The following is a 23,775-nucleotide window of genomic DNA, read 5'->3' on the forward strand; positions in this document are numbered from 1 at the left end:
ACCTTGTCCGTTATACGCCCCAGAAACTAATGGGGGGTTATTTGCTGTAAAATGCTTTGGCCTAACCCTGCTATGTCTGAATTTTCAGATTTTGAGAGGCTGAGTGCCGTTGTCGTCAAAGCAGACTCATAGTCTACTTTAGGGACAGAAAGCAAAACCCATATTGTATAAAATCTTTCTGAACCATTGTCAGTATCCTTTTCGAGATACTCCCAGTAAATATCCTTAGGTAGGGCAGGCTGTTTTCCTATAGCAAGTCTACTTTGGCTAACGACCTGAGATAGTTCATTAAGAAGAGAGTCTCTCTCTTTATTTGCGTTATTGGAAGGGGTCGGCAGATTTTTGAGCAAAGTTTTTTGAATTTTGCTCATAATCAAGTAGGAAGTTTGGATGACAGCCGCCGTTTGAGCTTGCTTAAGACCTAAATTTAAATTGTAAATTCCTGATTTTTTATAAATGAGAGAGACAGAGTTTTTATCCATGTTGTCTTGTTCATTTTCTTTGACCCATGCTGGAGTTTCTTTTTGGCTTTGTTCAAGAACTCTTTCTCGGTGAGATGTGACAATACAACTTTGCGTTAATAAAATAAAAGGAAGAATTATTGTTGTGAAACGATAGCATAATGTATTTTTCATAACAGAAGACTTCCTTTAGCATGATTATTTGGAATTAAATTAATAATAAAAAATCATTAATTTAGATATTATGCAAAACGGGATGTAAGTTCAAGCACATCTGCACAATTAATAGGCATTTTTTGCTTGTTTAAGGGAAATGAAATGCTTGTTCCTTTTTTCAGTTCTGTGTTTCCATTCCAATCCTGGATTGCAAATCCGGCTTCGGGCATGATGACGTGAAAAGGAGCCACATCCCAAATTTCAACTTTAGGGTCTATAAAGGCGCGTACAGAACCTCTAAGCAGCATATAATACCCCAATGCGTCAGGATATGTGCGCGATTTCTTCTCACTCCCAAATAGAACATTAAGAATATTTTCTTTTTTTTCAATAAAAAAACGATAAGGATCTGCTGTTGCAATAATTTCAATATGCGAACTTCCTACCAAGGCGGATCTTTCATATTTTTCATTATTAATATAAGCGCCATGGCCTTTTCTGGCACTCATTGTGATGTCTAAGGCGGGTAATGAAGCAAATCCGATAATAGGAGTTTTTCCTTTTAAAACAGCAATGAGTGAAGAATAAAAAGGCACATTATGAACAAAACTGAACGTGCCATCGATGGGATCGAGAATCCAAGTATAAGAATTTTCGTCTTCACCCATTTGACCACCTTCTTCTTCGCCTAAAATATGATGCGAAGGATGATTTTTAGAAATTATTTCTCTTAATTTTTTTTCAATTTCTTTATCTGCCGCAGTGACCCAAGTTTTATCACTTTTCAAACTTTGGGGATCTTTTCCGTGTTTATATTCAAGGCTCATTTGAGAAGCGCGTTCAGAACAAATTTGCGCTGTTCTAAAAATGCTGTCGATTGATTCCATACAAAAATCCTTTCTTTTCGTATTGCTCAACATCTTTGCGAGTATTAGTGTATCTTGAATCAAAACGCAAAAATGCGTTTGTGCAAAGGAGCTTCCTATACATGTTAAATGAGCAATTACATGAAGAACTCAAATTTCTCCAGACAAATAGAGCTTTTTTGGGCAGAGAGTTTTTAACCTGGCTTTGGTTTAAGAGTGAAACTCAAAATCATAAACTGACAATTGGAAAATATGGGACATTTCATCTTTATATCGATGATAAAATTGTGCTCAGCAGTGCGAGCGGTTCTGTAAGAGAAAATAGTTTAAAAGGCGGGACACCCGCCTATGCTTTTGAGGCAGGGAGTGCCTTAGGCACAGGAAAACTTGTAAATGAAGCAAAGTTCATTTTACAAGATTCTGAAAGACAATGGACATTCTCATTATTGGGCGACGACTTATCTTTAAGAACAGTACGATTACCAACAATTTCCGAAGCAGATTCTCATGCGCATATTAGCCAGCGAATTGTTTATTCTCAATTATTATCAAACTTAGTTGACGAGCTTTTTAAAACATTTATGGAATTAAGGATATCTGATAATTTTCACAATGAGCTAGTGAAAATAAGAGAATGGATCGACAATAAAGTAACAATCGCTTAAGATTCATTTTAGTTTCTGATAAAAAAAACAGGTTCGATTAAGGAACCTGCTTTTTAAATTCATGTGAAATAAATTATTTAGGTTGTTCTGCAGGAGCAGCTGGAGCCGCAGCAGCATCAGCCGGAGCTGCAGGCGCAGCAGGAGCGGCAGAGGCATCAGCAGGCATTGCCGGAGCTGCTGCCGTAGCATCAGCAGGCATTGCAGGTGCAGGAGTAGCAGCAGCATCAGCCGGAGCCGCAGGTGCAGCAGCAGGTGCATCAGCAGCTGGAGTTTCTGTTTTAGAACCGCAGGTGCTTGTACATCCAGAAAGTAAGATTGCAGAAAGGGCTACAAGTGGGATTGCTTTAAATGCCATTGCTATATTCTCCATATTAAAAAAAGAGAGTTAAAAATAAAAAACAGCCATGAACCCTGGTCTGTTTTGTAACCTAATTCGAGTTTTGGCCTACCTGGTAACTATAACGAAATATATTGTGATATGTAAATAGTCAAGTCCAATTTTTATTTGCATAAGGACATCTTACTATGTTGAATAATTTAAAAATAGAAAACATCCTTAAAAAAATTTTTCATAATAAAGAAAAATGGTTTAATTTGAATATATAAAAAAAAATTTTGTATTTAGACTCAGAAAAGGATCGATTATTAAAAGAGTCAAAAAATTGGTTAGAGATTTCAGCGAGATCAAAATCTGAGCATAATAATGAAAGTTTAATGAGGCAAGAATCTCTTTCAGGATCCTTAATAATGATGTAACAATTAAGATATTTAAAAAGTGCTCTTCTTGTTTATGGTAAACCATCATTCATTAAAATGACAAAAAATAAAAATTCGCATTTTATAGCCAAAATGCTTCCCAAAAATTTTAAAGAATCAATTCTCTGGAGAAATTTCACAGCCGAGGTACAGATCCAAAAAGGAAATATTGAAGCAAAAGTTTGTGTTGTTAAGTTAAATCCTGTTACCTACTTAGAGTAGTGTCTTATTCTTTGAATATTTCTTCATCTATGGATAGGTGGATGTCAAGATAACAAAAATAAAAAAAAGATTGCTAAAAAACTTCTAAAATATCAATATTCCCAGAATTATTTTGATTTTTTGAAGCTCATTGCCTCTGCGATTCTAGGATAAAATTGCTTTTTCGCTTGATACTTTGTTTAAAATAACCTAATTTTAAAAATCTTTAGAGCCGCATGTGCTCTAAGGTATCTTTTGGGGGTGAACTGGTTTCGACGGAGAGAGTTGAGCGAAAGGAGCATGCAGGGGTTGGTTACAGCGCCTCTTTAAAACGTTGTGGCAGCCAGAAGTGGCAACAATACTAAACTCGCTCTCGCTGCCTAATTAAGCACAGAGCCGGTGACTTGGGTGCGGCAGCACGTGCATCCAAAATCGCCGCTAATTTACGTGCGGGTATTCGTCAGCTTCTGTTCGTAGCTGAGCATCCCTATCAATCGAACTGGCTTGTGTAGTAGGACGTCTTTCTCCGGCTATCAAGTAAGAAATCTTGAAAGAAGAAGCATGTGGCGCCAATTGTGATGCCTATCCGGACCCGGGTTCGATCCCCGGCACCTCCACCAAATTAAAACCCGCATTAAAGCGGGTTTTTTAATGCCATGAAGAATAATTTTTAATAGTATTAAAATTTTCTTGCTAAAAATATTCCTAAAAAAGTTGCTAAAATTCCTAAGGTAGGACTTAAAAAGCTATATAAAAAACATTGTAAATATTTAGCACTCTCAAAAAGTTTGACGGCATCTAAGCTAAATGATGAGAATGTGGTAAATCCTCCCAGAAAACCGACCATGATCCCCAGTCTAAGTTCCTGACTCAAATGTGCTTTTTCAATACCAAGGACATAAATAATACCAATTAAAAAAGAGCCTATGACGTTGATAGTGAATATATCCAAGGGAAGTTGGATATGAAAAAGTTTTTCCATTAGCGTAACAAAAAAGTACCTACAAAAAACCCCAATGATTCCAAAAACTCCAATATAAATGATTTCCATACAGACCTCTTTTCTGTTGTTAACTAATTTATTAAGTAATAATAGAGGTTTAATCTAAAGAAAACAAATGAAATTTTTGAATTTTAAATATTGAAAAAAAATCTAAAATATGTAAAAAATACTCCTACAAAAAGAATAATGGTTCTTTATTGTAATCTAATTTATCTAAATATTGAGTTTAGTTATGAATAAAATATCGTGGTTATATATAATAATTATGACGCCTGTTTTTATGGTTTCATGTAATACTTCTGAAAAAATAAAAACATCTCAAAATTATTTATTTGAAAAAGCTTCTTGGCAGGAAGTTTCAATAAATGAAAAAATGGAAAAAAAAGAATTTTTTAAAAAAGCATTACAATTAAATTTAAATTGGCTTAATCGGAAAAAAGAAAACTCTATATTTAAATTAAAAGATATTTCTTTTACAACAAAAGATTATATTTGTTCAAGCTCTTTATTGATAAATGAATTAGATCAATCTTCAAACATTAAATTTGCTATTAAAAAATATTTTGATTTATATAAAATTAAGATTGATAATGATAAAAAAGTTTTATACACAGGGTATTATATTCCTTATGCAGAAGCCAGTACCGTAAAAACTTCACAATATAATATTCCTGTATATAAAACACCTCATGATATTGTTACCGTAAATTTAGAAGATTTTAATCCTGATCTTAAAGGAAAATTCATTCGAGGTCGGGTAGATAAGAATAAACTGGTTCCCTATTGGAGCCGTGAAGATATTGCAGATAAGAAAAAGCTTTCAAATAAAGAACTTGAAATAGCATGGGTAAAAAATAAGAGCGATCTCTTTTTTATTGAAATTCAAGGTTCAGGACTGTTGATTTATCCTGATGGGAATAAAAAATTTATTCATTATTCCGGCCAAAATGGCCGTGAGTATAAGGCCATTGGTTCCTTATTACTAAAAGAAGGAAGTCTCACAAAAGAAAATGTTTCCATGCAAGCCATTCGCGATTGGTTAGAGAAAAATCCTCAAGAGGAGCAAAGAGTTCTTAATTTTAATAAATCCTTTGTTTTTTTTAATCTTGAAGATGATGGTCCTTATGGAAATATTAATGTGAAATTAACGGCGGAGCGTAGTATTGCAGCCGATCAACGCGTATTGCCTGCAGGAACATTAACTCTTTTAAATTTTGAAATGCCTGATGTTTCAAAAATCAATAGAGATTCAGTCATAAAAAATGAAATTCAAAACACCCCATTTTCTCAGTTTTCATTTGTGCAAGATACGGGTGGTGCCATAAAAGGGCCTGGAAGAATTGATGTATTTTGGGGTGAAGGAACTCGGGCAGGAGACATTGCAGGGATTACAAAGCAAGAAGGAAATTTATATATTCTTGCTCCCAAATTCAGTTGTGCTTATTTAAATTTACAAAATAATATTGTCATTAAATGATTGGAGACGCCCTCTCCAGTTAATTCTATTATGATCCAATCTTTTTTTAATTTCAGATAAACTATAGCGGCGATCTTTTTCAAGGATGAGATCATAATAATGAAATTTTTCAAGTTCATCCTCATTTTGTTTGTAATTTGAGCAAAGAATTATGTCTTTATTAAATTTATTTTTTCTTATTAATTTTGAAAAATTAATATTCAATATATTCATATTTCCATACATAATATCGGTAATAATATATTCAAATTTATTTAGATTATTTAAATTATTATCAATAAATTCATCAGGGTCATTATAGGAAAATAATTGGCAATCCTTGCTTAGTGAGTGCTTCCAGATGTTATGATAGAAATCTTCATCATCAATTATGGCAACATTAATCATTATTTTATTTCCTCTAAAATTAAAATGAATGAATTGGTAAAATCATTATGAATTCTGTACCGGTTGATTTTTTGGACTTGTACTTAATCATACCGTTGTGTGCTTCTGTTATTTTTTTACATATAGCCAAATCTAGGCCAAAATTATTTTTTGTCTTTTCAAGGTAAAATAAATTTAACGCAATTTTTATTTTTTTTTCACATATGTGGTAATTTTTATTGGAAAAACTAATTTGAATATAAAGTTTCCCTTTAAAATCTACTTTCATTGTTTCAATATTGATTTTATTTTCCGGTAAATCAGTATCTATAATATACTTTAAAATTTTAGTAAATGCAATTTCAATTCTATGCTTATCCATAGAGAGAATGACAGATTCATCAAGGCTTGCAATTTCAGTAAAATTAAATTTATTATTTTTCAATTTTTTAATTGAATTATTAATAGCTTCTGTTAGTAAATTATTTTCATTATTTAATTGAAAATTTGTGCTGAAGTGCACAATGTCTTCTATAAGTTGTTCTAAATGAATTTTTGATTTTTCAATTTCATCAATTATTATTTTATTAATTTGATTATTTTCTAATGAATTCTCATTGGGAGAATTATTATTTCGGAGAAGCATTGCCATAAGGTTAAAAGGTTTTCTAATATCATGGTTAAAAAGCTTAGCAATATGGGCAATAAAGCTTTTTATTTGATTTTTTTCGATTTCAAAGTTCTCATTATTCTTTTTAGATATGATAAAAAAGCCAATTAAAATAGATAAGGTAATTAAGAGTAGTAAAAATACTAATATGTTCAAATACTTTATATTTAAGCTTGAGCTTAAACGACAGTAGCTTAAGGATCCAATTATTTTATTTTCGAAATAAATAATTTCATTATTTATTTCTTCGCTACAACTTTTAATTGTAAAGCTAGAGTCTAAATTTTTATTTCTAAAATTATAAATTTCTTTGTTGTCATTACTTTTAAGTTGAAGATAATTGACATGATTTAAAATTGTAGATTCTTGTATAATATGACTAGATAATACATTGTCATTTTTTTTCATCGCGTTAGAAAGATTTTTAGAAAGTTGCTGAGCCGTTTTTGTAATAAACTCTTCTTTTTGCTTAGCTGTATCTTGGAAATTTATTATAAAATATAGAAATGAAAATATAATTATAGTAGATAGTGAAAATAATAAAATTATTTTTTTTTCTTCTTTATTAAGTTTTTTTAGCATAATTTTCTTCTTTAAAATACTTTTTTTCGCTTGCGTGAAATTAATATTTCACTATTACTAATATTTTTAGTATTTTAAATGTATTCTCCTTAAAGAAAGTTGACTATTCAATTAAACCTAAAAAATTTACTTATTTGTGATTTTTTACTTCAATAAAAAATCACAAAATTAGACGAATTAATAGAAGTTTTTAATCGCTAATTTCTATTGAAGTAGAGAATATTTCCATTTCTTTATGTATTAAAAAAACAGGAAAAATTCACAAATTTTTCATATTATTTTTGAAATAAGATGTCAACCAAACATTTTATAATAATTTTAATATAAATATCTAAAAAATATGTTAAAATTGAAATCGATACAATATTAAGCATAACTTGGGTATAAATTATTAAAATGATTTTTAATTTAATGGTAAGCTAATTTGCCACTTTAAATTAAGACATAGTCAAATATTATAAATTATATTGGGTAGAAAATAATTCTTAAAAATATTTTGCTTTTAAATCAATTTAGTTTATTTGATTGTAGATATCTGTATTTGCTTATTCATATAAGGAGATATGCCTTGGCTAAGAAAAAATACACTTCAAATCTGATTCAAGAAATAATAAATGAGATTGAAGATGATGATGAATTATTCTCTAAAGATCGTGAAGAAATAAAAAAACAACTTTCTCACTTTTTAATAAATTTTAGAGCAACAAATCGGCTTACTCAAGCACAAATGGGAATTAAATTAGGTTGTTCTCAGCAACAATATAAAAGAGTTGAAGACGGTGGTGAGGAACGAATCGCTAACGCGATTTCTTATATTAAAAAATTTGCTGATTTAAATGGCAGTAAAAGCATCTCAGATTTTGTTGCTTATCTTGTTAATGAGCCGCCACAAATGCGAGCGAGTAACTTATCAAAAAATGAACAAATATTGCTTTCATGTTTTGCTAATGTGGATCGAGAAGACAGAAGAATTTTTATTGAGACTTATTGTAAAAATACAAATGGCAATCGTCTTGCTAAAATTATAAAAATATTAAGCCTAATGCCTGGTATTAGTGATGAATTTCTTGATTTATATATTTTTGCATTGCTGGAAAAAAAATCCGATCCTGACTTCATTGATTTAGATGAAAAGCATAATATATATGAACGCTTACGAAATAAATCAAAAAGAGGTTATAGAAAAAAACAAGAAGAAATCATGGATAATCAATAGAAAATCGCTCATTATAATTTATTAATATGCAATTCTTATTTAAACAAAAAATATAAATAATAAAAACGATTAATTATTACGACATGTTTACAAAATTAAATATTTATGTATTATTTTAAAGTTCCATTTCCCTTGCACTGCCTTTTTTTACAAATTAAATACGGGAGATATCTCATGCTTGATCAAGAACTGTCAAAATATGATATTAAAAATCCTTTTAAAAGCCGTTATTTTAATTTTATTGGAGGAAAGTGGGTTGCTCCTTCAAATGGAGAATATTTTGAAAATATTTCCCCCATTTTTGGCAAACCATTCACTAACATTTCGAGATCCTCTTCCGAAGATATCGAAATTGCGTTAGATGCCGCTCATTCTGCAAAAGACGCTTGGGGAAAAACATCGGTTACAGAACGCTCAAATATTCTATTAAAAATTGCCGATCGCATGGAGGCAAATTTAAATTTACTTGCCCTTGCAGAAACAATTGATAACGGAAAACCTATTCGTGAAACTCGAGCTGCCGATATTCCTTTAGCAATTGATCATTTTAGATATTTTGCGAGTTGTGTGCGTTCTCAAGAAGGATCTATTGGACAAATTGATAATGAAACCGTTGCTTACCATTTTCACGAACCTCTTGGTGTTGTTGGGCAAATCATTCCATGGAATTTTCCTATTTTAATGGCTGTATGGAAATTAGCACCCGCTATTGCTGCTGGAAATTGTGTTGTCTTAAAACCTGCGGAACAAACTCCGGCATCGGTATTATTATTAGCTGAACTTATTCAAGATTTATTACCACCCGGTGTTTTAAATATTGTGAATGGATTTGGATTAGAGGCTGGAAAGCCTCTTGCTTCAAGTAACAGAATTGCAAAAATTGCATTTACGGGTGAAACCTCAACAGGTCGCATGATTATGCAGTATGCATCGCAAAATTTAATTCCAGTTACTTTAGAACTTGGTGGCAAATCTCCTAATATCTTTTTTAAAGATGTCATAATGCACGACGATGCTTATTTAGATAAAGCGATAGAAGGATTTGTGATGTTTGCTTTAAATCAAGGCGAGGTCTGTACTTGTCCTTCGCGTGCGCTTATTCAAGAATCCATTTATGAAGAGTTTATGGAAAAAGCGTTAAAGCGAGTCAAATCCATTCGCCAGGGAAATCCACTTGATCCTGCTACTATGATAGGTGCTCAAGCATCTCAAGAGCAATTAGAAAAAATAATATCCTATATTGAAATCGGTAAAAATGAGGGAGCTCAAATTCTTACGGGAGGAAAAAGGAATGTTTTGAAGGGCGCTTTATCAGAAGGATATTATGTTGAACCTACTGTTTTTAAAGGTAACAATGATATGCGTATTTTTCAGGAAGAGATTTTTGGACCAGTCGTTTCTGTAACGACATTTAAAAATGAAGAGGAAGCTTTGCATATTGCAAATGATTCTAATTATGGGCTTGGAGCGGGATTATGGACTCGAGATGCTGCTATGGCATATAAAATTGCCAGAGAAATTAAAGCGGGAAGAGTTTGGACAAATTGCTATCACCTTTATCCTGCCCATGCGGCATTTGGTGGTTATAAGCAATCTGGTATTGGACGTGAAAATCATAAAATGATGCTCGATCACTATCAGCAGACAAAAAATATTTTAGTCAGTTATAATCAAAATTCTTTAGGATTTTTCTAATAATAAATAAATTATTGCAAAAAATAAAAAAAGGGGATTTTTCGCCCCTTTTTTTATTTTAATTTGGAAATTAAAAATTGCTCCCCAATAAAATATATAATCATATCTCATATTTATTTGACAAAAATTTTTTTTGATATTATATAATTTGTAGCATTATTATTAAAAATGATTATTTTTAATCGAAAATATTATTTATACTATTTACATAAAAATTTAATATTATTATAAGGATTAAATATGATTGTAAAATCATTTTATAAATTTTTTATTTTTATTTTTATTTACTCGAATATTAATACTCATGCTCATGAATTAGGATCATATCTTTTTTGTGTTAATCAAAATAATCTTTATGATTGGAAGTGGGCTCCAGAAAGCTCAGATGGAATTGAAAATTTTAATCAATTGGCGACGTCCCCTGATAATAGAGGTACTTGGATAAATGGAACAGGGGGGCATAATAAATATTTTAATCAAGAATTGCGAGTTTTACAAGATTTTAATTCAGTTGAAGAGGCGCGCGACTTTTGTAGTCAGTTGCAAAAAAAATGTACAAATGCTTATGGAGGTGAATTTAAGTATGTTGCTGTAGCCTCGTGGTCTGTTTCTGTTTTAATTTGGACTTATATTAAAGTGTTCTATTATGAAAATAAAGACAATAAAAGAATTAAAAATGGAGTATATTGTCCTAATTGGCATTATTTAAATTTTTAATTAAATTTTTTCTTTCAAAATAAAAAAAATCTAGAGAAAAGTATTTGTTGGAGTTGAATTTTAAGAAAATTGAAAATAATATAACTATTCAAAGTTCATTATTTATTATCCTCCAAGTTCCTAATTCATTGTCCTCTTTTTATAATGTTGAAATTATAAATCAAGATGAAAATATAGCTTTATTAAGTTTGGATTATAAAATGAATAACAAATTTAAAAATAAAAGTGAGATTGTTTTTGATAAAAATAATATTTCAGCTCAAGTAATTAATGACAATATTTTGATTTATAACTGCATATATTTATAATTTTCTATTAAAATATAACCTACCTTTAAAAGTAGCAATATTAAATTGACATTTAAATTAAATTAAATTAGGGTTCACTTCTAATAGTTGCTTTAATAAAATTATAAATATGCGAGGAAGATCTATGAAATTAAGTCTTATTTCTTTAATTAGTTTTTCATTTTTTGGTATTGCAAATGCTTCTAGTACAGAAGTATTTGAACTCAATTTAGATACTCAAGCAGCATCTGTTCCGGGTGGGGTAACAGATGCAACTTTAGTTTGCAGCCCTGCAAATCATTTTGTAGGTGTTGCTTGGGGACTTGTCATTCAAACACAAGCTCTAGCACCCGAATATTTTGTAAAAGGTGCATATTTAACCTCAAGAGAAGTTTATCCAAATGCTCCAACGGAGGTCATAGCTGTTAATTTAAAAGAGCAAACTCTTAAAAATGCTTATTTTGATTCTGCAGAAGGATACAAAGTAACTTTAGATAAAGTCACATTTAATGCGAAAGTGCATAAAAATAATAATTTATTTTTAAACTGTTTTAAAAGAAAATAATTAATTATATTTTGCAAAGGGATGATCTGTAAATCCTTTACTATTTTCACTTAAAACTGCCTGCAGAGCAATCATTGTCGCATTATCAGAACATAACGCAGGTGGTGCAAATATTATTTTTTTATCAAATGAAGAAAATAGTTCTCTGAATTTTTTATTTTGAGCCACGCCGCCCGCAACTAGAATTGTTTTAATATCAGGATAATCAATAATGGCATTGTGAACTCTATCATGAAGCTGCATTAAGGCTGCTTGCTGAAAAGCGTAAGCAATAGATTGTTTTTTTTCTTTCGGTAAGTCTTTTCCTGTAATTTTACCTTTTTTTATTCCTGTTGCTTTACGAATGCATTCCATGACCGCTGTTTTTAAACCACTGTAAGTAAAATGATATTTATTTTCCCTATTTGCGGGTTTGCTGGGAAATTTAAATTCTTCTGTATTGCCAAACTCTTCAGCAGACTTTGCCAAGTTCTCAATAAGGGGGCCTCCTGGATAGCCTAGGCCAAGCAGTTTGGCAACCTTGTCAAAAGCTTCGCCACAGGCATCATCTAGGCTTTTTCCCAATAGGGATTTCGATGTTGCTGATGAAAGAATACTTAAATGACAATGTCCTCCGCTCACGGTTAAGGCAAGTGCGGGATATTGAATTTGGCTGACATTTTTGCATACCCCAAGATCATGTTGTGGTGAAAATTCATTCAAAAGAAGAGCGGGAGCAAGATGTGCATCAACATGATTCACTGAAATTAAGGGAATATTGAGTGATAAAGCAAGTCCTCGTGCATAAAGCACTCCGACCATCAGAGCTCCGATGAGACCGGGTCCCATGGTAACGGCGACGGCCGTTAACTCTTTTTGAGATATTTCTGCTTTTATTAAAGCAGAATTGGTTATGTCATATATTTTAGAAAGATGATCTCGTGCAGCCAATTCGGGAACAACTCCTCCAAAGGGGGCGTGACTTTCAATTTGAGATTCCACTTCGTGTGCTAAAATCGTGATCGAATTTATGTTACCTTGAGTATCCTTAACGCATTTCAAAATGGATACTGCGGTTTCGTCGCATGAACTTTCAATGGCCAAAATAGTTTGTTGCATAGATTAATTATTGTGCCTGAGCTTGTGAAGAAGTTGATTGGGTATTGATTTTTGAGAGTCTTCCTGCTGCGGCTTTTCCTTCCGCAAGATTTGGATAAGATTTTGCGCATTCTTGATAATAGGATTTTGCTATTTCATTGTTTTTTAAGTAAACGTAACTATCTCCAGCAAGTAAAAGGGAAAGTGCATATTTAGAGGAATTTGGGTAGAGTTCAATATAATTTGAAAGATCTATAGCCGCACCCTTATAATCTTTTAATTTAAATTTTGACTCTCCACGATAGGCAACAGCAATCTGCATCATGTCATCGGTAGCATCGGCGGAATGCAGTACGGAACTGCTCAGTTCAATAGTTTGTTTGAAGTTACCTTGTTCAAATGAGTTTTTTAAGCTTTTATTTATTTCGGCTAAAGAAGTTAATTTTGGAGGTAGTTTTCCTTTTTTATTGAGACCAATTTTAGAAGTGGCAGCGATTTCAATTCGAGCAATTTGGCGCTGAATTTGTGTTAAGGAATCGGATTTATTGTTTAATGAAATCACATTTTGCTCGGAAGCATTCCCCCCCGCATTTTCTTCAATACGTTTTATTTTTGCTTTTAATTCGTCAACTGTGCCTTGCGTAAGTTGCAATTGTGTTTGCAAACTTTCAACTTCATTTTGAGAAGACAAAGCAGTTTGAGTTGTATTTGTAATTTGCTGATCTCTCTTATTTATTTGTTCTTGCAGTTGAACGATTTGTCCTTGCAGTTGAGATAAAGATGTTTGGAGTTGATCTTGTCGCGAAGAAGTCATGCAGCCCTGAAAAATAAGACTAGAAGCCGTTAAGGTAAGAAATACCTTAAGGTTCGATTTTTTTAATAATTTATTGTAATTATTTGTTAAATTGAATTCAGTAAGATTTGTATTTATGTCTCTCATTGATTTCTCCAAAAAGTTTTGCCAGGTATTCTGATTAAGGCAAGGGGTTTGTTTTTCAAAATGAATATTGTATTTATTGGATACAAGAAACCCCGAATGGCTAGTATATATCTTACTTTTATAATTGTTCAAACTCTATTCTTTGTCAGACTTTTCTTCATTACCCAATTGGTCATCTGGGGGAATATAATCATCGGGATTGTCGTATAAAATTTTTAAGTCGACTCTGCGATTTAACGCGCGATCTTCGGGCGTGTCGTTTTCAGCAATAGGTCTGGTTTCGGCAAAACCAGCGGGATAAATACTTCCTTTTGGAAATAGCCCTGTTTCCAAGAAGTACTTTGTAACGTTTGTCGCACGCAGACAGCTCAGTTCCCAATTTGAAAGGCCATTTCTCTCAAAGGGAAGATTGTCAGTGTGTCCTTCGACACGGATCATGCGACCTATGCCTTTTAAAACTTCTGCAACTCCACGTAATAAATCTTTGGTTGCTGGTTTCAACTCATAAGAGCCCGGCTCAAATAATACTCGAGAAAGCAAGGTGATACGAATACCATCAGGATCACGGGCAACGTAAATAAGTCTATCTACAGGTTTTTTTTCTCTATCTGGAAATTGTTTTGCTCCATAGAGTCTTTGCGCTAGTTTTTGCTCCATCTGTTTTGCTTGGGCGGCAATGATAGCTGCTCTTTCTCTTACAATTCGTTGAAGAATTTGTTCGCGGCTTGTATTTCCTTTAATGTAACGAAATATGCTTTCTCTGGAATCAGGACCTCTTGGGATGGTGCCTTCTTCCTTCGGCACCTCTTCTTTTATACCGAATGCGACCTGCATTGATTCTGTAACTTGTTTTACTTTTGAAGTGTTGACAACTGCAATGGCATAAAGAACCACAAACAAAGCAAACAGAAGTGTCATCATGTCTGCAAATGCGACAAGCCAACGTTCATGGTTTTCAAATTCGGGGCACTTTTTCTTCTTTGGCATTAGTGGTGAACCATCCCGTGAAGTCTTTCAACAAGTACTTTTGGTGCTGTTCCTTGTGCAATACCAACAATTCCCACAGCAATCATTTCGCGAAATACTTTTTTATGGTGACACATTCTTTTAATTTTTTTTCCAGCAGGTAATGCGAATAGATTTGCAAGGGCAACACCATAAAGTGTCGCAATAAATGCTGTTTTAATTCCAGGACCAATTTCCGGTGGATTATCAAGGTTTAACATTACCACCATAAGTCCTAAAACCGCTCCCAGAATTCCAATTGTGGGCGCAAAAGCTCCCATGTCCTCCCAAAATTTTGCTGCAATTTCCTCTTCTTCATACATCATATCAATTTCTGCATAGAGAACATTTTCAATGACAATGGCATCTGTGTTCATGGAAACCATTTCGATGCCTTTTTTCATTAGCTCATCTTCTAATTTGTCAATCTCTTTTTCCAGGGCGAGTACGCCATCTTTACGCGCCATTTGGGCGAGGCGTTCGATTGTGGAAATAGCTCCTTCTGAGTCAATAACAGGGCCATTTAAGAATAAACCCAGCGATTTAAATGAAAAAATAACATCTTTTAAAGGGTATGCTGTCATAACGGCCGCTGTTGAGCCAACTCCCACGATCATAGCCGCAGAACCTCCCCAAAGCATCCCTACTTGTAACCCTTTGAGAGCAGCAGTACCTACAACGGCAATGGCGCCCATAATAGGTCCTATAATGCTTGAAATTTCCATTTGTAAACCTCATTCTTCGCTTCAATGAGAATCAACTATTTGAAATAATTAAAAATCCTTTTTAATAAAATAGCGTTATTATTAAGATTAATTGAAAAACAGTGTAATTAAATGACAAATTTTGACATTCTTAGAATAAATTGCATTGAAAAATTTCACATGTAAAAATTTTTAAATTTATAAAAAAAATGACTTATAAATAGAAACTTTTTTCCGATTAAATAATGCTATTTGGTTTGTTTTAATGTGGAGCTCTTATGAGTGAGCCTGTTGAAAATAATAGGACAAGTCCTAGATTTATAAGTAAAGCCATTGTCCAAATTCATTCGGATGATGACTCTACTCCTGTCATGGGAACAATAAATAATATTTCAGCAGGAGGAGTGAGTCTCAATCTAGAGGTAGATAGTATAAAAAGAGGTTTTAAAGTTGGTAATTTTGTTACTTTTGAAATGCCTGTAAGAATGTTTGGCATAGATAAAGAAGACAATCTCAAATTAAGAGCTGAAATTAAAAGAGCAACTAATTTAGGTAAGACAATTTCATGTCAATTTCAGAATTTAAAAGATTCTGAAATTGCTGTTCTTAATAAAGGACTCAGGATAATAGAAATTGTAAATAAAATTACAAGTAAAAATGCTTCATAAATGTGAGCTTTTTCTATATTCTAAGTTCAAAAATAGGTTGATAATTTATGTTTGAGTTATATCAGGATAATTATTTTTTACCTTATTATTATACTGCTTCACCATATTATAATATTTCTAATCAAATGCAAAATAATACTCCTGTTACGAATGACGAAATTAAATGGCAATTAAGTTTATACTCATTAATTTATGATTGGGACAATTTGAGTATTGCAAGTAGTTTCACAATAAAAGCTTTTTGGCAGGTAAATACATCAAGACCCTGGTTTCGTTCCGCAGATTATAATCCCGAACTTTTTATTGCGTATAAATTTTCAAATGAAATAAAAACAACTCTAGGCATTAGTCATGAGTCAAATGGAAAAGGTGATCAATTCGAAAGATCTTGGAACAGACTTTTCGCAAATTTTAAGTATACTGATGATCATTTTTTATTTGAATTTATGCCTTGGATTATCCCAATAAAAAATAATGAAGCTGTAGAATATCAAAATGATAAAATAGAAGATTATTTAGGTCGTGAAAAAATAACAATTGGTTATAAAATAAATTATTTTGAAACAAAATTATCCATTCAAAATATTGAAGATTTAACAAGGATTCAATATACTTTCTCAGAAAGCATTCAATTTTCTAATCACTATGCGATTTACTTTCAGTATTTTTATGGTTATGGGCAAAGTTTGCTTGAGTACAATCATTTTACACAAGCTTATGGCATTGGTATTCAATTTATGGAAGACAAATCCAATACAACTTGCAATTGTAATAAAAATATTTAAAATTAATTTTCATTTAAGCGAAAATGTTCGGCTTTTTTATCTGTGATAAAAATCCTTGTTGTACTTCCTTCTTTGTCGCAATAAAGATAATTTGGAGCAGAAAACCAATCAGGTCCGACTAATATGTTTGTTTTATTATATATAAAATTTAATAAGACGTGAATGTGACCTATAATTAGGGTATCTAAATTCTTTTTAAATTGAAATTCGTAATCGATTAAATATTGAGTCAGACAATGCTTTAAAAACTCGGGCTGAAGTGCATTATAAGCTCCTCTGTTTCTGCTTTTTTTTGCATATTTTGTGCAAATAAAATGCATGATCCATCCCGCAACAAAGAAATTTGCGATTTTTTGAAATAAATAAGATTTGAAAAAAGATCTTGGTTTATGATATGTAGGAGCACAAACAACGTTGTCACCGTGTCTTAAAACGACTGTTCCTAATTTCTTATGGTGAAATTCAATAATAAAATCTCCATAGTCTGTAAAATATTGATCAAGACGTTTAGAATGAAAATGTTCAAAACCAAAATCGTGATTTCCTTCAATAAAGTAAGTTTTAACACCAAAATCTTTTAATTTTTTGAATTTCTCAAAAACGTCTTTCCACAAATTTAAAAAGAATTTTTTTGAAACTGTAATGAAGTCAAAAATATCTCCAAGTAAAAAAAGAGCATCAATTTTTTGTTTTTTATTTTGAATATTTGATATAATTTGATCAAGATTATTTAGAAAAATTTTTGTAATTTCATCATTTGGATCACGCAAATGCACATCAGAAAAAACAATAAAGTTTTCTATTTCTACAATTTTAACCGTTCTCACGTTACTACCTTTGTTACGCCGCTTAGTTTTAAGAGTATGTTGAAATCATCTGCAATGAAGCAATCATTTTCTAGGAATTTATTTCTTTTTTCTTCTCCACAGGACAGGCATTGATAATGAATCATAAAACCTTTTTTTTTGTGCTGTGAAAATGCAATGGGTTTTAATATTCCTTTACACAATGAGGCTCTGTCTCCAGGATTATTGTCGACATGAATACTATATAAACATTTTGGACAATGATCACGACACGTGCTTTGTGCTGGAGGCACAGAATAATGGCAATTTGAACAAGAAAAGGATTCATTTATTTTTGTAAATACAGGTTGTTCAAGGGACATTAGGAATTGCTTCTTATATTGATAAGTGCTTTTGTAGCTTCTTCTTGGCTTGCAGTAGGGTGTTTCTCTAGCCATGCAATGAAATTTAAAATAAAATCTTTGCTGACTTGTCCTGCCACACGGTATTTAACAGTAGAATCGGGAGCTATAAAAAATGTTTCAGGAGTTCCTGTAACGCCATATTTTAAAGAAATGAGTCCTTGTTCATCTTGAATAACCGGAAAACTTTGTTTGTAATTGTTTTGCCACTGTTTAATTGTTTCTTTATCATCTTGAATATTAATACTTAAAAAATAAGGATTTTCATTGCTTTTCAATGTCACTGTTTGATAAAAATTTTCAATTTCAGGCGCTTCGTTTCGACATACATTGCAATAAGAAGACCAAAAGTTAACAACGACCCATCGATTATGATGGAAAATATCTTGGGAATTAAATGATCCTCCTTGCGCAACAGGTGCCGAAATGGTGGGAGCCTGTTCTCCCACAAGCTGGCTTGGTGTAAAGTTGGGATCTTGCTTTAGTGCATAAATCATCAGTGCTAAGAAAAAGGATAGAATGGCAGCAGAAATAATTAATGATTTTTTATTTGCGAATTTAGAACTCATTTTAATTCTCTACTTTTTCAGAATTTTTATTTATATTTTGATCTTTTAATATGCTATCTAAAAGTTTTGCTTCTTTCATTTGCTTATGATCTTTTTGGGTATCATAAACTTCACTATGTTTAACCATTAAAAGATTTGCAATAATTTGCTTTTCTTGATTTTCATTTGGGTTTGATAAAAGGCGACCTTCTACAACCACTCCTTGACCTTCTTTAAATAGATCTGGAGGAATTCCCTTGTAATGAACATGAAAATTGTGACCTTCTAGGTCTGTTATTTTAAACTTTAAATCACTGTTTTTAGCGTCCCACTGTTTTGTACCTGCTAAAACCAATCCTGAAACACGAAATAATTTTCCTTCAAACTTCAAAGGGCTAGCATACACTTCAGCTGGTGTATAAAAAGTAACAGAAGATTCGCTTCGCGTTGCTTGATAAATAATTAAGCTTAATGAGCCAACAACAATGAGAATTCCTGCTATTTGGCCACCATTTAATTTCATGAGTCAGATCCTTTACCTGATAAATCACTCTCACTTGATTTATCGCTAAAATTAAAATTACTATCATCATTATTTTCAAAATAACCTTCATTTCTCATGTCTTTTAAAGAGTTAATTAATGAAAAATAAGAATATCCAATATAAGATAATAATATGATAGCAACAACAATATAACTGGGATAAACAAAAATTTCCCAACCCCAATTACCATATTCTTGATTCATTGCTGACCTCTTGCAGATTCCAGTGTTTCTTTAGCGGATATGGATTGTCTTCTCATTTTATAAATTGCAATACTTAAAATAAACATAGCAACATAATTAAATAACAAAACGAGACTAATATCTGTGGAAGCATTTTGTGATTTTTCTACAAATGTTTGAGGTTGATGCACAGATCTCCATAAATTAACACTAAAATAAACAACAGGAACATTAATTGCTCCTAAAATGGCAATCACAGCGGAAACATTGCGTCTTGCCTTAATATCGGGAGTAAAATGGCGTAACACTAAATAGCCGCAGCAAACAAGAAACATCACAAGACTTGAGGTAAGTCTGGGATCCCAATCCCACCAAACTCCCCAGGTGGGTCTACCCCAAACGCTTCCCGTGATTAAAGTTAATAACGAAAACACGGTTCCTAATTCAAGTGAGGCATGACTACTGCGATCGAAAATTTCAGATTTTTTGGAGTATATTAATGTTAAAATAGCAAAAATAGCACTTAAAAATACCCAAAAAAAAGCACACCAAGCAACAGGAACGTGGACAAAAATAATGCGGTAAACGTTACCTTGATCGGTATCGGCTCCAATTTGAAATAATGCAAAATACCAGCCTATTATTTGAATGAAAGTAAATAATAGAATGAGAAAATTCCATCTTCTCATTGGTTTTAATATTTTATTTGGAATTTTACTTTGTATAGTGTTTTCAACGTTCATATTTTAACTATTCCTGTAAAAGCACTTCGCTTAATAAAAAGCCTAGTGCTGTAAATATAATGGGATAAGTTATTAGGATAGTCCACCATGCCTCAGGACTAAATGCTCCTAGCAATGAATTATTGCCAACTTGAACCGTTAAAGAAACAGCGGCAAGAAGTATTCCGCTTTGTAAGGGGAAAAATAGCATAGGGAGCAATATTTCTTTGGCTAAGCTGCGCGCTGTTATGCACGAAACGAGCGCTCCCAAACTTGCAGTACCCGCATTAAAAAGCAAGCTTACCGGCATTATAATTTTAAGGAGTTCATATAAAATAGAGCTAGGGACATTAAATAAAATAATCCAAAAAAATGTGACAGGTACTTGTAATGATAAAATTTGAAAAAAGGAAAATGAAATTTTACCCGCAAGTAATGAGGAACGCGGAATACGCGATGAAAGCAAAAGATCAATCGCATATGATTCTTGTTCCGGAGCAAAAATACGACCTACAGCCAAAACCACGATAAACTCATTGATAATCCATAAGGATCCAATTTGAATATCGATTCGTTTTAAAGCTTCTGTTCCCAGTCCAAAAGGAAAAAGAATAAGAAGGCAGCAAGCAAAAATGAGGGTGCCGAACCAAGTTGCCTTACGTACCCAAAGGGAACGAAAACTTATTTTATTAATAAAAATAAAGTGATGTAACCAAGTTAAAATAGTGATTTTTTTTTGTTGTGTCGCATATGTCATTTTAGAGTAAGGCCTTCACATTGATTTTGTTTTTTTGTTCTTTGGGAACATATTTTTCAAGTGAAATTTTATTTTGACACCAATTAATAAGCTTTTCATCATGTGTCGCAATAATAATTGAAGAATTATGAAAGGTTTTTAATGAAGATAATATTTCAAGGCACAACTGGCAGCCTTCTTCATCAAGACCATTTGTAGGTTCGTCTGCTAAGACAATATTAGGTTTCATGAGAGTGAGGGCGGCAAAACTCAGTCGTCTTTTTTGCCCTGTAGAAAGGCTTCGGGCAATTTGTTTTTCACGATCCTTAAGTCCAACTAGTGATAATGCTTGTTTATATTCAGGAAGAGTAAATTTTAAGCCAAAGGATTTTACATAAAATTCTAAGTTCCATAAAACGGAATGATCTAGGAGCAAAGAGGGGATATTGGAAAGAAAAATAGAATAATGTTCATATTTAATTTCTTTTGTGGGCCATAGCTTTTCATTCATGATTTTTATCACTCCCTCATGAGGTCGTGATAAACCAGCTAAAATGCGCAATAAAGAAGTTTTGCCACAACCATTTGATCCTGTAATCGCAAATGTTTCTGAGGAATTTACGGTTAAAGAAAATGAGGATATGAGTGTTTTATAACCCACTTTAATTTCTATATTCTCACATGAAAGATAAGGATTCATGTTACTTTATTATCTTTCTTCCGCTTCATTTTGCAGTGCCATAGTGTCAAGAATAGTGAACGAAGAGCCCTGTGTTTCCATGATTCCCGCATGTTTTAAATCTGCAATAGCGCGGCTTACGGTTTCTGGCGTGACATCGGCGAGTTCGGCAATGTCTCGCCTATTTAAGGGAGGTTCAAAACTTTGCGCTCCTTCATCTGCAAATAAATTGTAAAGCTCAAAAATAACAGATGCAACTCGGTTTTTTGCAGGACGATAAAGATCCGACTCAATTCTTTTTTCCATTCGAGAGAGCTCGTTGCAAAAAATTTTCATAAATTGCATTGATACAGCTGGACTTCTTTGAATTAAATCGATGACAATGGTTTTTTCAATAGAAAAAACCTCGCTATCTTTTAGCGCGACAGAAGTGCGGCCGTACTTAAACTCACCAAAAACTTCTCGAATTCCCACTATTTGTCCTGCTCTTACAATGCGTGTGATGACACTTTCGCCTTCTTGGCTCTCACGCACAATTTTTAAACAGCCATTGGCAACACCGTAGATGGAACGAGGGGTATCACCTGAAATAAAAAGATTTTGACCCTTTTTTAATCTAATTACGGATGAGTTTTCTTGGAATAAAAGGAGATCTTCTTCTGAAAGAGAAGGAAACAAACGGCGCAGAGTATATGTTCCCTTAGTTTTTCTTTCCATGTTTTAAAGCTCCGATGGCAAAACCTTTGCAAGGTCCGAGTCTATGGCATCTCGTATGTTTTTTAAATCGATTTGTGGTTTAGATTTCATTCCATTGACAATAATTGCAAAAGAAACCCAATCCCCATTACGAAGACGGCTGTAGCCACCTAGTGCGGAAACGTGAACTGGTTCCGTAAGAGTGCCTGTTTTGGCTCGCAACCTTCCTTGAAGATGTTTTTCAGAGGAGGAGGCAAATCTTTTTTTCAGCGTTCCCTCTTCTCCAATTACTGGTAAAGCAGCAAGATACGCTGGAAAACCTCTACCATTAAAATACATTTGATCCAACACGGAAATAATGTCTTTAGCAGAAAGTCGATTATTGGGAGTTAATCCGCTTCCGCTTTCTATAATTATAGGTGAATTTTGGTTTTTTTGATCATGCCAAGGAGAATTTTGAATGATATTTTTTAAATATTGCTCTAATATTTTACCTCCTGCTTTAAGATCTCCTTTGTTTTTAGAATTTGTCTCATTAATTAAATTCAGAGTTAGCATATCCGCAATAAAATTATTACTTACTTGAAATAAACCGCGCAGTTGCCAATCAAGAGGAAAACTTTCTATTTGAGAAACAAGGACATCATTTTTGGTAATATTTGATGTGTCAATATCAATCATCCCCGATGTTTCAACGCCAGCGCTGTTTAAAAATGCGTTAAATGTTTCACCAGCGTATAAATTGGGATCGGAAACGGAGCGATAAATTCTTTGTGGCGTACTTCCTAAAGCAATATTTCCAGACACGATATAAGTGTCTTTGCCATTTTTTGATGTTCTTGAAACGGATAATTGTGTGTTAGAGCTTTCTTTCGTCGTCTTTACAGAACCTAAAATTTTTACATTTGACATGGCATAAGGCTCAAGAGCAATGTGCGCAGTGTGTCCTTCTTCTTGTGCGGGGCTTATGACAAGTGCAAGAACACTAAAATTGACTGCGGCAGAAGAAAGAGGAGAATCATAAGCATTTTGACTTTTTGTTTTACCCGCAATACGATTTTCGTCATCTGTTACTTTTCCATAAAAAGAATTATTAACAATAATTTTACCTGTAATTTTTTTAATACCATAGCGTGCAACGTCGGTAGATATAAACCATAGTTTTTCATTGGTAAGCGAGGGATCTCCTACTCCATAAAAAATCAAATCGCCATTTAATATTTCTTTATTAAGTTTGCCACGCATAAATACTTTGGTGGTAAATGTCTTATCAATTCCCCAGGTATCAATAGCCTTAGAGGCTAAAATGAGCTTTGTAACAGATGCTGGAGAAAGTCGTTTTTCAGAATTTAATTCCGCAATAATTTTTCCATCGCTTAATCTAACTGCCATAGCAGAAACTTGATTGCCTTCTTTTTCTAATTTTTTTAATGCAGGAAAGGAATCGTCTTGGGCATAAGCGCTATTCTGAGAAATGAGTATAATTAAAATAAAAATGGTTTTATTTAATAAGTTTTTTTTCATTTTCTTTAAATTCCTTTTTAAATATAAAAATAAAAAGTTCTCTAAGCAAAGCTTAAAGAACTTTTAAATTATCTG

At 32.6% G+C, this 23,775-nt stretch carries 28 protein-coding genes and 1 other RNA gene; 9 read left to right on the plus strand and 20 right to left on the minus strand.

The window, feature by feature from the left end; translation table 11 throughout:
• Positions 1 to 26: 26 nt before the first annotated feature.
• Both AXG55_RS01475 and AXG55_RS01480 read right to left on the minus strand, forming a co-directional pair.
• Complete coding sequence (locus tag AXG55_RS01475; RefSeq protein ID WP_148696380.1) at positions 27 to 635, minus strand: hypothetical protein; 609 nt, start codon at positions 633 to 635, stop codon at positions 27 to 29.
• Positions 636 to 703: 68 nt separating this feature from the next.
• Positions 704 to 1,504 (minus strand): inositol monophosphatase family protein, encoded by an 801-nt coding sequence (locus AXG55_RS01480; RefSeq protein ID WP_233231295.1) that lies wholly within the window; start codon positions 1,502 to 1,504, stop codon positions 704 to 706.
• Between the two features lie 101 nt (positions 1,505 to 1,605).
• On the opposite strand from AXG55_RS01480, the gene AXG55_RS01485 reads away from it, so the two are divergent.
• Entirely contained in the window at positions 1,606 to 2,148 is a 543-nt protein-coding gene (locus tag AXG55_RS01485) for a hypothetical protein (protein ID WP_148696382.1), read from the plus strand.
• 73 nt (positions 2,149 to 2,221) lie between these two features.
• Here the strand turns inward: AXG55_RS01485 and AXG55_RS01490 are convergent, their stop codons facing one another.
• Positions 2,222 to 2,503: a hypothetical protein gene (locus tag AXG55_RS01490; RefSeq protein ID WP_148696383.1), complete on the minus strand. Its 282-nt coding sequence runs from the start codon at positions 2,501 to 2,503 to the stop codon at positions 2,222 to 2,224.
• An 859-nt stretch (positions 2,504 to 3,362) separates the two neighbouring features.
• On the opposite strand from AXG55_RS01490, the gene ssrA reads away from it, so the two are divergent.
• Positions 3,363 to 3,725, plus strand: a transfer-messenger RNA (tmRNA) gene (gene ssrA, locus AXG55_RS01495).
• A 59-nt stretch (positions 3,726 to 3,784) separates the two neighbouring features.
• Here ssrA and crcB read toward each other — a convergent pair.
• A complete protein-coding gene (gene crcB / locus AXG55_RS01500; RefSeq protein ID WP_148696384.1) occupies positions 3,785 to 4,156 on the minus strand; it encodes a fluoride efflux transporter CrcB in 372 nt (123 codons plus the stop codon).
• Between the two features lie 184 nt (positions 4,157 to 4,340).
• Between crcB and mltA the strand changes: the two genes are divergently transcribed.
• Positions 4,341 to 5,585, plus strand: coding sequence for a murein transglycosylase A (mltA, locus tag AXG55_RS01505; protein ID WP_148696385.1), 1,245 nt, complete (start codon positions 4,341 to 4,343; stop codon positions 5,583 to 5,585).
• Here the strand turns inward: mltA and AXG55_RS01510 are convergent.
• Complete coding sequence (locus AXG55_RS01510; RefSeq protein WP_148696386.1) at positions 5,559 to 5,972, minus strand: response regulator; 414 nt, start codon at positions 5,970 to 5,972, stop codon at positions 5,559 to 5,561. The genes mltA and AXG55_RS01510 overlap by 27 nt on opposite strands.
• Before the next feature lie 19 nt (positions 5,973 to 5,991).
• Positions 5,992 to 7,203: a sensor histidine kinase gene (locus AXG55_RS01515; protein WP_148696387.1), complete on the minus strand. Its 1,212-nt coding sequence runs from the start codon at positions 7,201 to 7,203 to the stop codon at positions 5,992 to 5,994.
• A gap of 568 nt (positions 7,204 to 7,771) precedes the next feature.
• Between AXG55_RS01515 and AXG55_RS01520 the strand changes: the two genes are divergently transcribed.
• The 4 genes from AXG55_RS01520 (at position 7,772) to AXG55_RS01535 (ending at position 11,683) form a co-directional block, all read left to right on the plus strand.
• Positions 7,772 to 8,419: a helix-turn-helix domain-containing protein gene (locus AXG55_RS01520; RefSeq protein WP_148696388.1), complete on the plus strand. Its 648-nt coding sequence runs from the start codon at positions 7,772 to 7,774 to the stop codon at positions 8,417 to 8,419.
• Positions 8,420 to 8,593: 174 nt separating this feature from the next.
• Positions 8,594 to 10,114, plus strand: a complete 1,521-nt coding sequence (gene adh, locus AXG55_RS01525; protein ID WP_148696389.1) for an aldehyde dehydrogenase — start codon at positions 8,594 to 8,596, stop codon at positions 10,112 to 10,114.
• Positions 10,115 to 10,354: 240 nt separating this feature from the next.
• Positions 10,355 to 10,831 (plus strand): hypothetical protein, encoded by a 477-nt coding sequence (locus AXG55_RS01530; protein WP_148696390.1) that lies wholly within the window; start codon positions 10,355 to 10,357, stop codon positions 10,829 to 10,831.
• 432 nt (positions 10,832 to 11,263) lie between these two features.
• Entirely contained in the window at positions 11,264 to 11,683 is a 420-nt protein-coding gene (locus tag AXG55_RS01535) for a hypothetical protein (protein WP_148696391.1), read from the plus strand.
• Here AXG55_RS01535 and tsaD read toward each other — a convergent pair whose 3' ends face one another.
• The 4 genes from tsaD to AXG55_RS01555 form a co-directional block, all read right to left on the minus strand.
• Positions 11,684 to 12,781, minus strand: coding sequence for a tRNA (adenosine(37)-N6)-threonylcarbamoyltransferase complex transferase subunit TsaD (gene tsaD, locus AXG55_RS01540; RefSeq protein ID WP_148696392.1), 1,098 nt, complete (start codon positions 12,779 to 12,781; stop codon positions 11,684 to 11,686).
• Between the two features lie 7 nt (positions 12,782 to 12,788).
• The gene (locus tag AXG55_RS01545; RefSeq protein ID WP_148696393.1) at positions 12,789 to 13,700 is read right to left on the minus strand and encodes a tetratricopeptide repeat protein; all 912 of its coding nucleotides are present in this window, start codon (positions 13,698 to 13,700) and stop codon (positions 12,789 to 12,791) included.
• Positions 13,701 to 13,835: 135 nt separating this feature from the next.
• Entirely contained in the window at positions 13,836 to 14,687 is an 852-nt protein-coding gene (locus AXG55_RS01550; RefSeq protein WP_148696394.1) for an OmpA/MotB family protein, read from the minus strand.
• Positions 14,687 to 15,430 carry a motility protein A gene (locus tag AXG55_RS01555; protein ID WP_148696395.1) on the minus strand — a complete coding sequence of 248 codons (744 nt, stop codon included), beginning with the start codon at positions 15,428 to 15,430 and terminating at the stop codon, positions 14,687 to 14,689. Before AXG55_RS01555 ends, AXG55_RS01550 begins: the two co-directional genes overlap by 1 nt.
• A gap of 257 nt (positions 15,431 to 15,687) precedes the next feature.
• Between AXG55_RS01555 and AXG55_RS01560 the strand changes: the two genes are divergently transcribed.
• Positions 15,688 to 16,077 (plus strand): PilZ domain-containing protein, encoded by a 390-nt coding sequence (locus AXG55_RS01560; RefSeq protein WP_148696396.1) that lies wholly within the window; start codon positions 15,688 to 15,690, stop codon positions 16,075 to 16,077.
• Between the two features lie 47 nt (positions 16,078 to 16,124).
• Complete coding sequence (locus AXG55_RS01565) at positions 16,125 to 16,862, plus strand: phospholipase A (RefSeq protein ID WP_148696397.1); 738 nt, start codon at positions 16,125 to 16,127, stop codon at positions 16,860 to 16,862.
• A gap of 2 nt (positions 16,863 to 16,864) precedes the next feature.
• Here the strand turns inward: AXG55_RS01565 and AXG55_RS01570 are convergent, their stop codons facing one another.
• Genes AXG55_RS01570 through dacB form a run of 10 tightly spaced genes read right to left on the minus strand, consistent with a single transcriptional unit; the run spans position 16,865 to position 23,700 of the window.
• A complete protein-coding gene (locus tag AXG55_RS01570) occupies positions 16,865 to 17,689 on the minus strand; it encodes a UDP-2,3-diacylglucosamine diphosphatase (protein WP_148696398.1) in 825 nt (274 codons plus the stop codon).
• On the minus strand, positions 17,686 to 18,030 hold the full coding sequence (locus AXG55_RS01575) for an RNHCP domain-containing protein (protein WP_233231296.1): 345 nt from the start codon (positions 18,028 to 18,030) through the stop codon (positions 17,686 to 17,688). The genes AXG55_RS01570 and AXG55_RS01575 overlap by 4 nt, the downstream gene beginning before the upstream one ends.
• Entirely contained in the window at positions 18,030 to 18,638 is a 609-nt protein-coding gene (locus AXG55_RS01580) for a TlpA family protein disulfide reductase (protein WP_148696400.1), read from the minus strand. Before AXG55_RS01580 ends, AXG55_RS01575 begins: the two co-directional genes overlap by 1 nt.
• 1 nt (position 18,639) lies before the next feature.
• Entirely contained in the window at positions 18,640 to 19,140 is a 501-nt protein-coding gene (locus tag AXG55_RS01585) for a cytochrome c maturation protein CcmE (RefSeq protein ID WP_148696401.1), read from the minus strand.
• Positions 19,137 to 19,364 (minus strand): hypothetical protein, encoded by a 228-nt coding sequence (locus tag AXG55_RS01590; protein ID WP_148696402.1) that lies wholly within the window; start codon positions 19,362 to 19,364, stop codon positions 19,137 to 19,139. Before AXG55_RS01590 ends, AXG55_RS01585 begins: the two co-directional genes overlap by 4 nt.
• Positions 19,361 to 20,086, minus strand: coding sequence for a cytochrome c biogenesis protein CcsA (gene ccsA / locus AXG55_RS01595; protein ID WP_148696403.1), 726 nt, complete (start codon positions 20,084 to 20,086; stop codon positions 19,361 to 19,363). Before ccsA ends, AXG55_RS01590 begins: the two co-directional genes overlap by 4 nt.
• Before the next feature lie 7 nt (positions 20,087 to 20,093).
• Positions 20,094 to 20,822 carry a heme exporter protein CcmB gene (locus AXG55_RS01600; protein WP_148696404.1) on the minus strand — a complete coding sequence of 243 codons (729 nt, stop codon included), beginning with the start codon at positions 20,820 to 20,822 and terminating at the stop codon, positions 20,094 to 20,096.
• A 1-nt stretch (position 20,823) separates the two neighbouring features.
• Positions 20,824 to 21,501, minus strand: a complete 678-nt coding sequence (ccmA, locus tag AXG55_RS01605; protein WP_148696405.1) for a heme ABC exporter ATP-binding protein CcmA — start codon at positions 21,499 to 21,501, stop codon at positions 20,824 to 20,826.
• 9 nt (positions 21,502 to 21,510) lie between these two features.
• Positions 21,511 to 22,197, minus strand: a complete 687-nt coding sequence (locus tag AXG55_RS01610) for a Crp/Fnr family transcriptional regulator (RefSeq protein WP_148696406.1) — start codon at positions 22,195 to 22,197, stop codon at positions 21,511 to 21,513.
• Between the two features lie 3 nt (positions 22,198 to 22,200).
• On the minus strand, positions 22,201 to 23,700 hold the full coding sequence (dacB, locus tag AXG55_RS01615; protein ID WP_148696407.1) for a D-alanyl-D-alanine carboxypeptidase/D-alanyl-D-alanine endopeptidase: 1,500 nt from the start codon (positions 23,698 to 23,700) through the stop codon (positions 22,201 to 22,203).
• Positions 23,701 to 23,775: the final 75 nt, after the last annotated feature.

It is taken from the genome of Silvanigrella aquatica (genome assembly GCF_001907975.1).
GTDB classification, from domain to species: Bacteria; Bdellovibrionota_B; Oligoflexia; order Silvanigrellales; family Silvanigrellaceae; genus Silvanigrella; species Silvanigrella aquatica.

Bases quoted from the DNA above. Each gene is read 5' to 3' on its own strand.
- AXG55_RS01475 (WP_148696380.1), bottom strand. From the start codon at position 635: ATGAAAAATACATTATGCTATCGTTTCACAACAATAATTCTTCCTTTT.
- AXG55_RS01480 (WP_233231295.1), bottom strand. From the start codon at position 1,504: ATGGAATCAATCGACAGCATTTTTAGAACAGCGCAAATTTGTTCTGAA.
- AXG55_RS01485 (WP_148696382.1), top strand. From the start codon at position 1,606: ATGTTAAATGAGCAATTACATGAAGAACTCAAATTTCTCCAGACAAAT.
- AXG55_RS01490 (WP_148696383.1), bottom strand. From the start codon at position 2,503: ATGGCATTTAAAGCAATCCCACTTGTAGCCCTTTCTGCAATCTTACTT.
- crcB (WP_148696384.1), bottom strand. From the start codon at position 4,156: ATGGAAATCATTTATATTGGAGTTTTTGGAATCATTGGGGTTTTTTGT.
- mltA (WP_148696385.1), top strand. From the start codon at position 4,341: ATGAATAAAATATCGTGGTTATATATAATAATTATGACGCCTGTTTTT.
- AXG55_RS01510 (WP_148696386.1), bottom strand. From the start codon at position 5,972: ATGATTAATGTTGCCATAATTGATGATGAAGATTTCTATCATAACATC.
- AXG55_RS01515 (WP_148696387.1), bottom strand. From the start codon at position 7,203: ATGCTAAAAAAACTTAATAAAGAAGAAAAAAAAATAATTTTATTATTT.
- adh (WP_148696389.1), top strand. From the start codon at position 8,594: ATGCTTGATCAAGAACTGTCAAAATATGATATTAAAAATCCTTTTAAA.
- AXG55_RS01530 (WP_148696390.1), top strand. From the start codon at position 10,355: ATGATTGTAAAATCATTTTATAAATTTTTTATTTTTATTTTTATTTAC.
- AXG55_RS01535 (WP_148696391.1), top strand. From the start codon at position 11,264: ATGAAATTAAGTCTTATTTCTTTAATTAGTTTTTCATTTTTTGGTATT.
- tsaD (WP_148696392.1), bottom strand. From the start codon at position 12,781: ATGCAACAAACTATTTTGGCCATTGAAAGTTCATGCGACGAAACCGCA.
- AXG55_RS01545 (WP_148696393.1), bottom strand. From the start codon at position 13,700: ATGAGAGACATAAATACAAATCTTACTGAATTCAATTTAACAAATAAT.
- AXG55_RS01550 (WP_148696394.1), bottom strand. From the start codon at position 14,687: ATGCCAAAGAAGAAAAAGTGCCCCGAATTTGAAAACCATGAACGTTGG.
- AXG55_RS01555 (WP_148696395.1), bottom strand. From the start codon at position 15,430: ATGGAAATTTCAAGCATTATAGGACCTATTATGGGCGCCATTGCCGTT.
- AXG55_RS01560 (WP_148696396.1), top strand. From the start codon at position 15,688: ATGAGTGAGCCTGTTGAAAATAATAGGACAAGTCCTAGATTTATAAGT.
- AXG55_RS01565 (WP_148696397.1), top strand. From the start codon at position 16,125: ATGTTTGAGTTATATCAGGATAATTATTTTTTACCTTATTATTATACT.
- AXG55_RS01575 (WP_233231296.1), bottom strand. From the start codon at position 18,030: ATGTCCCTTGAACAACCTGTATTTACAAAAATAAATGAATCCTTTTCT.
- AXG55_RS01580 (WP_148696400.1), bottom strand. From the start codon at position 18,638: ATGAGTTCTAAATTCGCAAATAAAAAATCATTAATTATTTCTGCTGCC.
- AXG55_RS01585 (WP_148696401.1), bottom strand. From the start codon at position 19,140: ATGAAATTAAATGGTGGCCAAATAGCAGGAATTCTCATTGTTGTTGGC.
- AXG55_RS01590 (WP_148696402.1), bottom strand. From the start codon at position 19,364: ATGAATCAAGAATATGGTAATTGGGGTTGGGAAATTTTTGTTTATCCC.
- ccsA (WP_148696403.1), bottom strand. From the start codon at position 20,086: ATGAACGTTGAAAACACTATACAAAGTAAAATTCCAAATAAAATATTA.
- AXG55_RS01600 (WP_148696404.1), bottom strand. From the start codon at position 20,822: ATGACATATGCGACACAACAAAAAAAAATCACTATTTTAACTTGGTTA.
- ccmA (WP_148696405.1), bottom strand. From the start codon at position 21,501: ATGAATCCTTATCTTTCATGTGAGAATATAGAAATTAAAGTGGGTTAT.
- AXG55_RS01610 (WP_148696406.1), bottom strand. From the start codon at position 22,197: ATGGAAAGAAAAACTAAGGGAACATATACTCTGCGCCGTTTGTTTCCT.
- dacB (WP_148696407.1), bottom strand. From the start codon at position 23,700: ATGAAAAAAAACTTATTAAATAAAACCATTTTTATTTTAATTATACTC.